This is a genomic window from Pseudomonas pichavaramensis, from assembly GCF_050473265.1.
Classification (GTDB): domain Bacteria; phylum Pseudomonadota; class Gammaproteobacteria; order Pseudomonadales; family Pseudomonadaceae; genus Aquipseudomonas.
Map to the genome: position 1 here is coordinate 226,277 of NZ_JBJKFJ010000002.1, position 12,856 is coordinate 239,132.

Sequence of the window (12,856 nt, forward strand, 5' to 3'; positions counted from 1 at the left end):
TTGCGCTCGCAACTACGTCCTTTAATCGTGAAACCGCTTGCGCCTGCGAGTAAGCCGCCCTTCAGCCGGCGCGCCATTCGCTCAGTCGTGAGCGCAGGCGTGCCGCGCACTGACTGTGCAATTGACTCACGCGCGACTCGCTAACCCCCAGCACTTCACCGATTTCTTTCAAGTTCAGTTCTTCATCGTAATACAGCGCCAGCACAAGACGTTCACGCTCCGGTAAGCCGGCGATGGCATCGGCCAAAGCCGCCTGGAAGCGTTCGTCTTCGAGGTCCCGCGAAGGTTCGAGATGGGTGTGCCCGGCGTCTTCATGCAACCCTCCGTGCTCGCCGTCCTGCAGAAGGTCGTCGAAGCTGAACAGGCGGCTGCCCAAAGTGTCGCCAAGAATGCCGTAGTAATCCTCCAGACTCAATTGGAGTTCGGCCGCAACCTCGTGATCTTTAGCGTCACGCCCGGTACGGGCCTCCACGACACGAATCGCATCGCTGACCATGCGACTGTTGCGGTGCACCGAACGCGGCGCCCAGTCGCCCTTGCGCACCTCATCGAGCATGGCCCCGCGGATACGAATTCCGGCGAAGGTTTCGAAGCTGGCTCCTTTGCTGGAGTCGTATTTACGTGAAGCTTCGAGCAAACCGATCATGCCCGCCTGGATCAGATCATCGACCTGCACGCTGGCCGGCAAACGTGCCAGCAGGTGGTAGGCGATACGCTTGACCAAGGGGGCATAACGCTCGATCAACTGGTGCTGGGAATCCTGCGCCTGCGCCTTGTTGTACATACGAAGTCCAGAAGCTGCTGTCATACGGCGCTGTCAGCCGTCGGTTGCTGCACCAGACGCTCGACAAAAAACTCCAGATGGCCACGGGGGTTGGCCGGCAGCGGCCAGGTGTCAACCTTCTGGGCAATCGCCTTGAACGCCAGAGCGCACTTGGATCGTGGGAACGCTTCATAAACGGCACGCTGCTTCTGTACGGCCTTGCGCACGCACTCGTCGTAGGGCACGGCACCGACATACTGCAGGGCGACGTCAAGAAAACGATCCGTCACCTTGGTCAGCTTAGCAAAGAGATTGCGACCTTCCTGCGGGCTGTGGGCCATATTGGCCAGCACACGGAAACGGCTGATGCCATGGTCGCGATTGAGCAGTTTGATCAGCGCATAGGCGTCGGTGATGGAGGTCGGTTCATCGCACACCACCACGAGAACTTCCTGCGCAGCACGAACGAAGCTGACCACCGCATCACCGATACCGGCTGCGGTATCGATCACCAGCACGTCAAGATTCTCGCTGATATCGCTGAATGCCTGGATCAGCCCGGCGTGCTGCATCGGCGTGAGGCTGACCATGCTCTGCGTGCCAGACGCTGCCGGCACGATGCGAATACCACCCGGGCCCTGCAGCAATACGTCGCGCAGGTCACATTCGCCAGCAATCACATCGGCCAGCGTACGCTTGGGCGTAAGGCCCAACAGTACATCGACGTTAGCCAGGCCTAGGTCGGCGTCCATCAGCATGACTCGGCGGCCGAGGTCAGCCAGGGCCATGGACAGATTCACCGACACATTGGTCTTGCCGACGCCACCCTTGCCGCCGGTCACCGCGATCACCTGTACGGGATGCATACCCATGTTCTTTCTACACCTTGTCTAACTTCGACTTGGCCATCCCAGATCGATTACCTGTGGAGGCCGTTCACTTCTGCGTCATGACGCGGGAGGGTGCAACAATACCGTCCGTTATCCGGCGCGCTGCGCCGGCTGCTGATAGAGCCCGGCGAACAGCTGCGCCATGGCATCTTCACTCGGCTGCTCCGCAGACTGCAGTCCTACTGCACGACTGACCAGTTGGTGACTACGCGGCACCTGCAGGTCATCCGGAATTCGCGGTCCATCAGTGACATAGGCTACCGGCAGTTGCTGGCCTATAGCCAGACCCAATACCTCACCCAGGCTGGCAGCCTCGTCAAGCTTTGTCAGTATGCAGCCTGCAAGGCCGCAACGCTTGTAACTATGGTAGGCCGCCTTGAGCACTTGGCTCTGACTCGTTGCCGCCAATACCAGATAATTCTTTGCCTTGATCCGCGCCGAAGCCAGACTTTCCAGCTGCAAACGCAAAGCCGGATCGTTGCCCGGCAGGCCGGCGGTGTCGACCAGCACCACGCGCTTCTTGGCCAGGGGGGTCAGAGCCTGTAACAGGGACTGCCCTGGATCGACCTGAGTCACCGATACGCCAAGGATACGCCCAAGCGTCTTGAGTTGCTCTTGCGCGCCAATACGATAGCTATCCATACTGACCAGAGCGACCTGTTGCGCGCCGTACTTAAGTACGTAGCGCGCAGCCAGCTTGGCCAGCGTGGTGGTTTTGCCCATACCGGCGGGGCCGACCAGAGCGATTACCCCGCCCTCTTCCAGCGGCTCTACCTTGGGCGTTCTGATGGCGTGAGCCAGATGCGCCAGGATCATCCGCCAGGCCTGACGCGGCTCGGCGATCCCAGACACCTTGTTCAGCAGCGCTTGCGACAGCTCGGCCGACAGGCCCATGCGCTGCAGGCGACGCCAGAGGTTGGCCTGCTGCGGACGACGATTCTGCATCTGCCCCCAAGCAATCGAGCCCAGCTGAACCTCGATCAGCTCACGCAGGCCGTGCAGTTCGAAGCGCATGGCATCCAGCGCGCGCGGGTCAACCGCTGGCGCCGCAGCCGCGACGGCCTCGACAGGACGCTGAGGTTTGACCGGAGTAGCCGGCAGTTCGGGGGCCAGCAGCGACTCGTTGGCGAACAACTGGCGATCCTTGCCAGCGTCCTGCTCGGCACGGGTGGTCAGCTCGGCCTGGGCACTGGCGATGCGTGCCTGGGTCTTGCGCAGCTCGGCTTCCAGCGCCGGGTTCGGCCGTACCGGTGCCGGCGCCTGGTAATCCAGCGCAGCCGTCAGCTCGACGCCACCAGCGACTCGGCGATTGCCGATGATCGAGGCATCGGCGCCCAATTCGTCACGCACCAGTTTCATGGCGGTCCGCATATCGGCGGCGAAGAAGCGTTTGACCTGCATGACCCTTTACCTCAGTTCTGGCCGACCGTAGCGACTATGGTGACCTGCTTGTTGTCCGGAATTTCCTGGTACGCCAGCACATGCATGCTGGGTACCGCCAGCCGCGCGAAGCGCGACAGCATCGCCCGGATCGGACCGGCTACCAGCAGAATCACCGGTTTGCCGAGCATTTCCTGGCGCTGCGCCGCTTCCACCAGGGAACGCTGCAGCTTTTCAGCCATGCCAGGCTCAAGGAGGATGCCATCCTCACTGCCCTGACCGGCCTTCTGCAGACTGTTGAGCAATATCTGTTCCAACCTTGGCTCCAGAGTGATCACAGGCAGCTCCGGCTCTAGTCCCACAATGCTTTGCACGATTGCACGTGCCAGCGAAACGCGGACAGCGGCAACCATAGCGGCGGGATCTTGACTCTTGGGCGCGACGTTGGCGATCGCCTCGGCGATGGTGCGGATGTCGCGCACCGGTACCTGCTCCTGCAGCAGCGCCTGCAACACCTTGAGCAGGGTCGACAGCGACACCAGCCCCGGCACCAGCTCTTCGGCCAGCTTCGGCGAGCTCTTGGCCAACAGCTGCATCAGTTGCTGCACCTCCTCGTGGCCGAGCAGCTCGTGGGCATGCTTGTGCAGGATCTGATTGAGATGAGTGGCAACCACGGTACTGGCATCGACCACGGTGTAACCCAGCGACTGCGCCTGATCGCGCTGCGTCGGGTCGATCCACACCGCTTCCAGACCAAACGCCGGATCCTTGGCGGCAATGCCGTTGAGCGGGCCGAACACCTGGCCGGGGTTGATCGCCAACTCACGGTCGGGATAGACCTCGGCCTCAGCCACGCTGACGCCCATCAGTGTCAGGCGATAAGCGTTGGGCGCCAGGTCGAGGTTGTCGCGAATATGCACGGAGGGCATGAGAAAGCCCATTTCCTGCGACAGCTTCTTGCGCACGCCCTTGATGCGCGCCAGCAGCTGACCACCCTGGTTGCGGTCGACCAGCGGAATCAGGCGATAGCCCACCTCCAGGCCGACCATGTCCACAGGGGTAACGTCATCCCAGCCCAGCTCCTTGACCTCTTGCGCCTTCTGCGCTGGCAGCAGCTCCTGCTGACGCTGGACCTCCTTGACCTCCTCTTCCTTGATCTTGCGCTGACGGTGGGCGATCCAGTAGGCGCCAGCGGCGGCAATCAGGCCCAGGCCGATGAAGGAAAAGTGCGGCATGCCCGGCACCAGGCCCATGGCGATCATGATCGCCGCGGCCACGGCCAGCGCACGCGGCGAGGCGAACATCTGCCGGTTGACCTGCGCACCCATGTCTTCGGAGGTGGACACGCGGGTCACCATCACCGCCGCCGCCGTGGACAGCAGCAGCGAAGGAATCTGTGCGACGAGGCCGTCACCGATGGTCAGCAGGGTGTAGACCTTGCCGGCATCGGAGAAGGCCAGGCTGTGCTGCAGCACGCCGATAGCGATACCACCGATGAGGTTGATGAACAGAATCAGCAGACCGGCGATGGCATCGCCACGGACGAACTTGCTGGCACCGTCCATGGAGCCGTAGAAGTCGGCCTCCTGGGCCACTTCGCTACGGCGCTTCTTGGCCTCGACCTGGTCGATGAGGCCGGCGTTGAGGTCGGCGTCGATGGCCATCTGCTTGCCGGGCATGGCATCCAGGGTGAAACGTGCGCTCACTTCAGAGATGCGCCCGGCACCCTTGGTGACCACCACGAAGTTGATGATCATGAGGATGGCGAACACCACGATACCGACCACGTAGTTGCCGCCGATCACCACCTCGCCGAAGGCCTGGATCACCTGGCCCGCCGCGCCATGCCCCTCGTGACCGTTGAGCAGCACGACACGCGTAGAGGCGACGTTCAACGCCAGACGCAGCAACGTCGCCGCCAGCAGGATGGTGGGGAACACGGCGAAATCCAGCGGCCGCAGCGCGTAGATGCTGACCAGCAACACGACGATCGACAGCGCGATGCTGAAGGTGAACAGCACGTCGAGCAAAAATGCCGGAATCGGCAACATGACCATGCCAAGCATGACCAGCAGCAGCAGCGGAATGCCCAGGTTGCCATGACGCAAGCCTGCCAGGTTGCTGCGCACCTCACCGATTAACTGTGCTCGATCTACTGCCACGTGCCCTACCCCAACCATTCAATCTTTTGACGCGAGACTGCGTCCTAGAGGGGTAATGGCAAGAAGCGTTCCAGAAAAGCAGCGGCAAGCAAAAGCACGGTCCCAGGGCGAAATTTCTGATGCCGCGCCGAACACACTCGCCGCGGGGCGCGGCTCCTACGCAAGCGTCGCCCCGGCTAAACACACGACGCAGTTACGTAGCCCGGATTGCATCCGGGCTACCCAAGCGCCCTTCTCGTCCAACCTGCAGTGGCTATGCTCTATTCGTCGCGACGAAGATCCGGCGGAATCGGCAGATCCGGCAACGGCCCTGGGCGCTTGCCCTTGCCGGCGCGGTACTGGCGCAGCTGATAGACGTAGGCCAGCACCTGCGCCACCGCCAGGTAAAGCCCGGCTGGAATCTCCTGGTCCAGCTCAGTGGAGTAGTACACCGCCCGTGCCAGTGCGGGAGACTCCAGCACCATCACCTGGTGCTCCTGAGCGATCTCGCGGATCTTCAGCGCCACGAAATCACCACCCTTTGCCAGTAGCATCGGCGCCCCCCCCTTTTCCGGGTCGTACTTGAGCGCCACCGCGAAGTGGGTCGGGTTGGTGATCACCACGTCGGCCTGCGGCACCGACTGCATCATCCGTCGCTCGGCCATTTCCCGCTGCAACTGGCGGATACGACCTTTCACCTCGGGCTTGCCCTCGGTGTCCTTGTATTCGTCGCGCACCTCCTGCTTGGTCATCATCAGCTTCTGCTTGTGACTCCAGAGCTGAAACGGCACATCCACCGCAGCAATCAGGATGAGACCGCAGGACAACCAGAACGCGCTCCAGCCGACCACCTGGAGGCTATGCAGAATGGCCGGCTCGACCGGTTCATTGGCAATGGCCAGCAGGTCGTCCTGATCGATCGACAGAACCACCAACGCCACGGCCAGAATCACCAGAAACTTGGCGAGTGCCTTGACCAGCTCGACCAGGGCCTGAACGGAGAACATGCGTTTGAGGCCTGCCAGCGGATTCATCCGACTGGCCTTGGGCTGTAAAGCCTCTGCAGAGAAAAGCCATCCGCCCAATGCGATCGGCCCCACCACCGAGGCAATCAGCAAGGCAAGCAGAAACGGCTGCACCGCCACCAGAGCCGCCTTGCCGGACGCCAGCAAGTGCAGTGCCATGCTGCGCTCGCTCATCAACACATCACGCGGCAAGCTGAAATTGCCACGCATCACGTCCATCAGCACGTTACCCATGTAGGCGCCAAAGATGATCAATGCCACGGTGCCGGTGAGCGTCACCGCCAGCGTATTGAGTTCCTTCGAGCGAGCGATCTGCCCTTTTTTTCGCGACTCTTCAAGCCGCTTGCCTGTGGGTTCCTCGCTCTTGTCGGCGCCGCTTTCGCTCTCAGCCATGCGTGCTCCTCATCGGGCTTGGGCAAACTCGCCCAGCTGCTGCAGGGCATCACTGGCCAGCGCCTGAAACAGGCTGCCGAAATCCGAGAGACTGACCCAGAAAATCACCAGGCCCATGGCCAGGGTCAGCGGAAAACCAATGGAAAAGATGTTCAGCTGCGGCGCGGCGCGGGTCATCACGCCAAAGGCCAGGTTGATCACCAGCAGCGCCGTGACCGCCGGCAGCGTCAGCAGCAGGCCCGCACCGATCACCCAGCCGAGCTTGCCCGCGAGCGTCCAGTAATGATTGACCATCAGCCCCTGTCCGTAAGGCAGGGTCACGAAGCTTTCGGCCAGTACTTCCAGCGCCACCAGGTGGCCATTGATGGCCAGAAACAGCAAGGTCACCAGCATCAGCATGAACTGCCCGAGCACCGGCACCGACACACCGTTGGTTGGGTCGACCATGGATGCGAAGCCCAGGCCCATCTGCATGGCTATGATCTGCCCGGCCACGATGAACAGATGGAAGAACAGCTGCAGAACGAAACCGAGCATGGCGCCGATCAAGATCTGTTCGACGATCAGCAACAGGCTACGCATGCTCAATGCGTCCACCGGCGGCATCGGCGGCAGCGTCGGCACCAGCACCACGCTGATAGCGAGCGCCAGATACAGACGCACGCGGGTAGGCACCAGCTGAGTACCGATGACGGGCATCAGCATCAGCATCGCCGCGATGCGAAACAGCGGTAGCAGGAACTGCCCCACCCAGCCGCCGATCTGCGCGTTCGTCAGCTCCAGCATCACTCAGCCAATCAGGTAGGGAATGTTCTGAATCAGCGTCTGGGTGTACTCCATCAGCTGGCTCACCAACCATGGCCCCGCCCAGATCAGGGTGATCAACATCACCATCAGACGCGGCAGGAAGCTCAGCGTCTGCTCGTTGATCTGCGTGGCCGCCTGGAACATGGCGACGATCAGGCCGACCACCAGGCTCGGCACAACCGCCAGGCCGACAATTATGACGATCAGCCAGAGCGCTTCGCGAAACAGGTCAACCGCAACCTCGGGAGTCATGTGCGCCTCGCTATAAGGTGCCGAAACTGGCGGCCAGAGTTCCCATGATCAGCGCCCAGCCATCGACCAGCACGAAGAGCATGATCTTGAATGGCAGGGAGATGATCAAAGGGGAGAGCATCATCATGCCCATGGCCATGAGGATGCTGGCGACCACCATGTCGATGATCAGAAACGGAATGAAGATCATGAAACCGATCTGGAAGGCCGTCTTCAACTCGGAGGTGACGAAGGCCGGTACCAGAATGGTCAGCGGTACATCTTCCACGCCTGCCAGATCAGTGCGCTTGGACAGGCGCACGAACAGCGCCAAGTCACTCTCGCGGGTCTGCGCCAGCATGAAGTCGCGTATCGGCCCTTCTGCCCGGGTGAGCGCCTCCTGAGCGACGATCTCCTCATTGAGGTAGGGCTGCAGGGCGTCCGTGTTGATACGGTCGAACACCGGGGCCATGATGAACAGCGTCAGAAACAGCGCCAGCCCCACCAGAATCTGGTTCGACGGTGTCTGCTGCAGGCCGAGTGCCTGTCGCAGGATGGAGAACACGATGATGATCCGGGTGAAGCTGGTCATCAGCATGACGAACGCCGGTATGAAACTCAGCGCGGTCATGATCAGCAGGATCTGCAGGCTGACCGAATACTCCTGCTGGCCCTCCTCGTCCGTGGACAAGGTGATGGCCGGAATCGACAGCGGGCTGTTGCCCTGCTGGATCAGGCTGTTGCCTGTGGGCGGGTCCTCGGCGAACGCCAGCGAAGCGGCCAGGCTCAACACCAGCACCAGCAACAAACGCAGCATCAGGATTTATCCTTCTGATCCTTGCCCAACAGCTCCATCAGGCGCTGGGCGAATTCCGGTGTGGCGGGCTCGCCGTCAGCCAGATGCACCGGCTCCTTGAGCACGTGCAGCGGCGCAATGCGCCCGGCGGACAGGCCCAGCAGAATCTGCTCGTTACCCACCTGCACCAGCACCAGGCGATCCCGCGGGCCCAGAGGCTGGGTCGCCAGCAGCTTGATCACCTGACCGCCACGCGGCGCCAGTTGCTGAACACGACGCAGCAACCAGGCCAGCAGGAAAATCAAGCCAATGACCAGCAGCAGTCCCAGAAGCAACTGGCCAAGCTGACCGGCCACATCGCTACCGGCCATGGGCGTGGCCGCCTTGCCGGCAGGTTCGGCAGCCAGGGCAGCCAGGGCAGCGCCGGGCAGCGCCAACAGCAACGCAATGAGTCGGCTCATGATCAACGCAACTTCTTGATGCGTTCGCTGGGACTGATCACGTCCGTCAGACGAATGCCGAATTTCTCATTCACCACCACCACTTCGCCATGCGCGATCAGCGTACCGTTGACCAGCACGTCCAAGGGTTCACCGGCCAGGCGATCCAGCTCGATCACCGAGCCCTGGTTGAGCTGCAACAGGTTACGGATGGTGATATCGGTATTACCCACCTCCATGGAAATGGACACCGGAATATCCAGGATCACATCCAGGTTGGGGCCTTCCAGATTAGCGGGTAGGTTTCCCGGCGGCGGCGCGCTACCGAACTCTTCCATCGGCGCTCGCGGCGCGGCTGGTTGAGCGGGCTGCGCAGAGGCCTGCCCGGCAAGCATGGCGTCGATATCGTCCTGCCCGGCGTCACCAGCCTCGGCCAATGCTGCTGCCCACTCGTCGGCCAGCGCCTGTTCCTCGGGGGAAGTGTTTTCTTCGTCTGCCATCGTTTTTCCTCGCCTGGCTTCAGCTATTCGTTCGCACGGGGCCTGAAGGGCCCCTCAGAATTACCAGCGCCTCAGCGCTGGCGTTCGATCGGCTCCAGCACCTGCAGGGCAAGATTGCCCTTGTGCGCGCCGAGCTTGACCTTGAATGTGGGCACGCCATTGGCGCGCATGATCACGTTCTCCGGCAACTCCACCGGAATCACATCCCCAGGCTGCATGTGCAGGATGTCACGCAGCTTCAGCTGGCGACGGGCAACCGTCGCGCCTAACGGTACGCTGACATCGAGAATGTCTTCACGCAGGGCCTTGATCCAGCGTTCGTCCTGATCATCGACATCGGACTGAAAGCCGGCATCGAGCATCTCGCGAATGGGCTCGATCATCGAGTACGGCATGGTGATGTGCAGATCGCCGCCGCCGCCATCCAGCTCGATATGGAAGGTGGAAACCACCACTACCTCGCTGGGGCTGACGATGTTGGCCAGCGCCGGGTTGACCTCGGAGTTGACGTATTCGAAGTTGATATCCATCACCGCGTGCCAGGCTTCGCGCAGATCGACGAAGGCCTGGTCTAGCACCATGCGCACCACGCGCAGCTCGGTCGGGGTAAATTCGCGCCCTTCGATCTTGGCGTGACGACCGTCGCCGCCGAAAAAGTTGTCCACCAGTTTGAACACCAGCTTGGCATCGAGGATGAACAACCCGGTGCCGCGCAGCGGTTTCATCTTCACCAGGTTGAGGCTGGTCGGCACGTACAGCGAATGCACGTATTCGCCGAACTTCATCACCTGCACACCACCGACAGCCACGTCAGCCGAGCGACGCAGCAGGTTGAACATGCTGATGCGGGTGTAACGGGCAAAACGCTCGTTGATCATCTCCAGGGTCGGCATGCGCCCACGGACGATACGATCCTGACTGGTCAGGTCATATTGTTTGACGCTCCCGGGATCGGCTGCGTCCTCGGTCTCGACCAACCCGTCATCGACACCATGCAGCAGGGCATCGATTTCATCCTGGGAAAGCAGGTCTTGCACGGCCATGTTCGGCTCCCGCTACTGCAACACGAAATTGGTGAACAGCACCTGCTCGACCACAGTGCTGCCTGTTTCCTTCTGCGCCAGCTCCTGAACGCTGGCCAGCGCCTGCTGCAGCAGCATCTCCTTACCCAGGGGCGTCTGCAGCGCGGCAAAATCCTGACCGGAGAGCAGCATCACCAGTTGGTTGCGCAGAACCGGCATATGCACCTTGAGCTTCTCCATCCCGGCAGCGTCACGCCCCATCAGCGCCATGCTGACCTGCAGATAACGGGTCCGCCCCTGGTAATTGAAGTTGACGACGAACGCCGGCATCAGGTCCTGATACAAGGCTGGCTGGCGCACCGCAGCGGCAGGCGCCTCTGCTTCGGCCGGCTCATGCTCTGCAGCCTTGTCACCCTTGCTGAGGATGAACCAGGTTCCGCCAATGGACAGACCGATGGCCAGCAGCAACCCCACCACGATGAGGATGATGAGTTTGAGCTTACTCTTGCCGGCGGGTTGTCCGTCGGCACCCGGTGCTTCTTTTTTAGCCATGCCAATAATCCGTCACTATCGGAGTTTTGTCCGCTTTCAAGGGGTTAAGAGCAAGTGTTATGCCAGCATATGAGCAGGCTTGTCTAACTCCGGGCAGCGGATTTAACAGTGCTGCCGCCTTGCTGTCACCCAAAATGCACGCGCCCGGGTTGCCGAAATGGCGCCCCGGGCGAGTGCAAGTCTAGCGGAGGAATACCGATCACCGGGAATTGGCCGGTGTCGATACTCTCGTTGGTGGTCGATCAGGCGTAGTAGTCGACGAGCCCTCGAGCACCACCCAGACGATCGCTACGGATTTCCTGATGGCCGATGGGCTGCAGGTCTTCCCCTGCAAACAGACCATCACGCGAACCGGAACCCCCACGGCCGCCTTCACCCTGCCCCTGTCCCTGCCAGCCGCGATTGAGCGACTGATCGGAAACATTGGCATCCGCCAGGTTCATACCCTGCTGAGCGAACAAGTCGCGCAGGCGATGCATCTGCCCCTCCAGCGCATCACGTACCGCGGCGTTGGGACTGGCGAAGGTCACCTGAGCCTGATCCTGTGACAGGTTGACCCGAACCTCGAGTCGACCGAGCTCAGCCGGATCGAGCTGAATCTCAGCAGACTTCAGGTTCTGACTGGACAGCCACATGACCCGATCGACGACCGCCTCGCTCCAACCGCCCTGCTGCATGGCGACAGGTTGCCCCGGCACCAGCGGCAAACGCTGTACAGCCCCAGCCTGCTGATTGAGCGCCTGAGTCAAAGCGCTGAGCTTGCTGACGAACTGATCGGGGCGATTGGGCTGCACACTGTCCTTCAGGCTGTCCAGGACGTCCTTGGCCAAGCTTTCCAGAGGCAGATCCAGCGCGGGCTCATCAGTTGCCGATGTGGCCTCCTCGCTCTTGCCCATCGCCGCCATGGCGGCAGCGAAGTCGGTGCTGGTAGCGACCTTGGTGCTCTTGATCGCAGCGTCCTGTACCGGGCCAGTCTTGGCTTGCTCATCAGGAAGCTGCTTGAGCATCGCCAGAGGATCGAGTGCCTCCGACTCCAATACTGGCTCGGCATCCTCACCGGTTCCGGTTGTAGCCCCGGTAATCACCAAAGCCGGCGGAGCTGGATCAGTATCGACCACAGGTGGCTCCTCGCCCTGTACCGGCATGCCACCCAACGCCATCGCCAGCAGTGGGTCGAGCTCCTCCTCCGGCGCGTCCTCTGTCGGCAAGGAATTGCCGCCGGCGGCAACCTCAGACTGTTCAGCGGCAGCCGCAGCTTCGCCGGACTCAGCCGTGGACGGTTCGGAGGCAGGCTCCTGATTGGGCTTCTCGCTGTTGCCAACACGCTCGCCAGGCTTGGCCTGACGCTCTTTGGCATACACCTCGGCAAAGCTGGAAGCACCGTTCTTACTGGGCTCCGGCGCTTTGGCCGGCGGCTTCGCTTTGCTCTTCACCTCAGGCGTAGCCTGCAGGCGCAGATCGGGCAACGCGGACATGGACGCTCTCCGTCTAATGGGTCGTGACGGTATCAGAGCAAAGGATGGGCCAACTTGCGTAATGGATCAGGCGCGATATCGCTGCCGCTCGGACTTAAGCAGGATACGCACGATGGCGAACTCCCGCTCGATTTGCTCGATCAAGGCTGGCGCCAACTCCAGCGCCTCTCGACGACCAGCGTCTTCGAGCTCCTTGCACAGACCGGATAACAGCACCGCGCCCATGTTGCTGCAACTGCCCTTGAAACTGTGCGCAGCCAGTCGTACCCCCTGAGCGTCGCCGTCAGCCTCGGCCTGGCGCAACAGTCGCAGACGCTCTTCGGAGTCGAGCACGAAGGTATCGAGCAGAGCCGGATATTCGGCTTCCATGACGTCCTGTAGAGCAGCCAGGACAGTATCGTCGAGATGGATATCGGACAACGGGTCACTCCCTGAACGACA

14 protein-coding genes are annotated in these 12,856 nt (G+C 61.6%); all 14 read right to left on the reverse strand.

Going from position 1 to position 12,856, the window contains the following annotated elements; translation table 11 throughout:
- Positions 1 to 61 precede the first annotated feature (61 nt).
- On the reverse strand, positions 62 to 808 hold the full coding sequence (gene fliA / locus ACJRW5_RS04605; RefSeq protein WP_170965121.1) for an RNA polymerase sigma factor FliA: 747 nt from the start codon (positions 806 to 808) through the stop codon (positions 62 to 64).
- On the reverse strand, positions 805 to 1,635 hold the full coding sequence (gene fleN / locus ACJRW5_RS04610) for a flagellar synthesis regulator FleN (protein ID WP_484569351.1): 831 nt from the start codon (positions 1,633 to 1,635) through the stop codon (positions 805 to 807). Before fleN ends, fliA begins: the two co-directional genes overlap by 4 nt.
- A gap of 108 nt (positions 1,636 to 1,743) precedes the next feature.
- Positions 1,744 to 3,054 (reverse strand): flagellar biosynthesis GTPase FlhF, encoded by a 1,311-nt coding sequence (flhF, locus tag ACJRW5_RS04615; protein WP_484569352.1) that lies wholly within the window; start codon positions 3,052 to 3,054, stop codon positions 1,744 to 1,746.
- An 11-nt stretch (positions 3,055 to 3,065) separates the two neighbouring features.
- Positions 3,066 to 5,195, reverse strand: a complete 2,130-nt coding sequence (flhA, locus tag ACJRW5_RS04620) for a flagellar biosynthesis protein FlhA (protein ID WP_484569353.1) — start codon at positions 5,193 to 5,195, stop codon at positions 3,066 to 3,068.
- A gap of 260 nt (positions 5,196 to 5,455) precedes the next feature.
- Positions 5,456 to 6,592: a flagellar biosynthesis protein FlhB gene (flhB, locus tag ACJRW5_RS04625; protein ID WP_484569354.1), complete on the reverse strand. Its 1,137-nt coding sequence runs from the start codon at positions 6,590 to 6,592 to the stop codon at positions 5,456 to 5,458.
- A 9-nt stretch (positions 6,593 to 6,601) separates the two neighbouring features.
- Complete coding sequence (gene fliR / locus ACJRW5_RS04630) at positions 6,602 to 7,378, reverse strand: flagellar biosynthetic protein FliR (RefSeq protein ID WP_484569355.1); 777 nt, start codon at positions 7,376 to 7,378, stop codon at positions 6,602 to 6,604.
- Between the two features lie 3 nt (positions 7,379 to 7,381).
- Complete coding sequence (fliQ, locus tag ACJRW5_RS04635) at positions 7,382 to 7,651, reverse strand: flagellar biosynthesis protein FliQ (RefSeq protein WP_484569356.1); 270 nt, start codon at positions 7,649 to 7,651, stop codon at positions 7,382 to 7,384.
- A gap of 10 nt (positions 7,652 to 7,661) precedes the next feature.
- Positions 7,662 to 8,447 carry a flagellar type III secretion system pore protein FliP gene (gene fliP, locus ACJRW5_RS04640; RefSeq protein WP_484569357.1) on the reverse strand — a complete coding sequence of 262 codons (786 nt, stop codon included), beginning with the start codon at positions 8,445 to 8,447 and terminating at the stop codon, positions 7,662 to 7,664.
- The gene (fliO, locus tag ACJRW5_RS04645; protein ID WP_484569358.1) at positions 8,447 to 8,887 is read right to left on the reverse strand and encodes a flagellar biosynthetic protein FliO; all 441 of its coding nucleotides are present in this window, start codon (positions 8,885 to 8,887) and stop codon (positions 8,447 to 8,449) included. The genes fliP and fliO overlap by 1 nt, the downstream gene beginning before the upstream one ends.
- A gap of 2 nt (positions 8,888 to 8,889) precedes the next feature.
- A complete protein-coding gene (gene fliN, locus ACJRW5_RS04650; protein ID WP_484569359.1) occupies positions 8,890 to 9,366 on the reverse strand; it encodes a flagellar motor switch protein FliN in 477 nt (158 codons plus the stop codon).
- A 71-nt stretch (positions 9,367 to 9,437) separates the two neighbouring features.
- Positions 9,438 to 10,409, reverse strand: coding sequence for a flagellar motor switch protein FliM (gene fliM, locus ACJRW5_RS04655; RefSeq protein ID WP_484569360.1), 972 nt, complete (start codon positions 10,407 to 10,409; stop codon positions 9,438 to 9,440).
- 12 nt (positions 10,410 to 10,421) lie between these two features.
- Entirely contained in the window at positions 10,422 to 10,940 is a 519-nt protein-coding gene (gene fliL, locus ACJRW5_RS04660) for a flagellar basal body-associated protein FliL (RefSeq protein ID WP_484569361.1), read from the reverse strand.
- 242 nt (positions 10,941 to 11,182) lie between these two features.
- Positions 11,183 to 12,415: a flagellar hook-length control protein FliK gene (locus tag ACJRW5_RS04665; RefSeq protein WP_484569362.1), complete on the reverse strand. Its 1,233-nt coding sequence runs from the start codon at positions 12,413 to 12,415 to the stop codon at positions 11,183 to 11,185.
- Positions 12,416 to 12,481: 66 nt separating this feature from the next.
- Positions 12,482 to 12,835 carry an Hpt domain-containing protein gene (locus ACJRW5_RS04670; RefSeq protein WP_484569363.1) on the reverse strand — a complete coding sequence of 118 codons (354 nt, stop codon included), beginning with the start codon at positions 12,833 to 12,835 and terminating at the stop codon, positions 12,482 to 12,484.
- Positions 12,836 to 12,856 lie beyond the last annotated feature (21 nt).

Excerpts from the sequence above, each read along its gene's own strand:
- flhB (WP_484569354.1), bottom strand. The coding sequence starts at position 6,592 with ATGGCTGAGAGCGAAAGCGGCGCCGACAAGAGCGAGGAACCCACAGGC.
- fliQ (WP_484569356.1), bottom strand. The coding sequence starts at position 7,651 with ATGACTCCCGAGGTTGCGGTTGACCTGTTTCGCGAAGCGCTCTGGCTG.
- fliN (WP_484569359.1), bottom strand. The coding sequence starts at position 9,366 with ATGGCAGACGAAGAAAACACTTCCCCCGAGGAACAGGCGCTGGCCGAC.
- fleN (WP_484569351.1), bottom strand. The coding sequence starts at position 1,635 with ATGGGTATGCATCCCGTACAGGTGATCGCGGTGACCGGCGGCAAGGGT.
- fliR (WP_484569355.1), bottom strand. The coding sequence starts at position 7,378 with ATGCTGGAGCTGACGAACGCGCAGATCGGCGGCTGGGTGGGGCAGTTC.
- fliM (WP_484569360.1), bottom strand. The coding sequence starts at position 10,409 with ATGGCCGTGCAAGACCTGCTTTCCCAGGATGAAATCGATGCCCTGCTG.
- fliO (WP_484569358.1), bottom strand. The coding sequence starts at position 8,887 with ATGAGCCGACTCATTGCGTTGCTGTTGGCGCTGCCCGGCGCTGCCCTG.
- fliL (WP_484569361.1), bottom strand. The coding sequence starts at position 10,940 with ATGGCTAAAAAAGAAGCACCGGGTGCCGACGGACAACCCGCCGGCAAG.
- fliP (WP_484569357.1), bottom strand. The coding sequence starts at position 8,447 with ATGCTGCGTTTGTTGCTGGTGCTGGTGTTGAGCCTGGCCGCTTCGCTG.
- flhF (WP_484569352.1), bottom strand. The coding sequence starts at position 3,054 with ATGCAGGTCAAACGCTTCTTCGCCGCCGATATGCGGACCGCCATGAAA.
- fliA (WP_170965121.1), bottom strand. The coding sequence starts at position 808 with ATGACAGCAGCTTCTGGACTTCGTATGTACAACAAGGCGCAGGCGCAG.
- ACJRW5_RS04665 (WP_484569362.1), bottom strand. The coding sequence starts at position 12,415 with ATGTCCGCGTTGCCCGATCTGCGCCTGCAGGCTACGCCTGAGGTGAAG.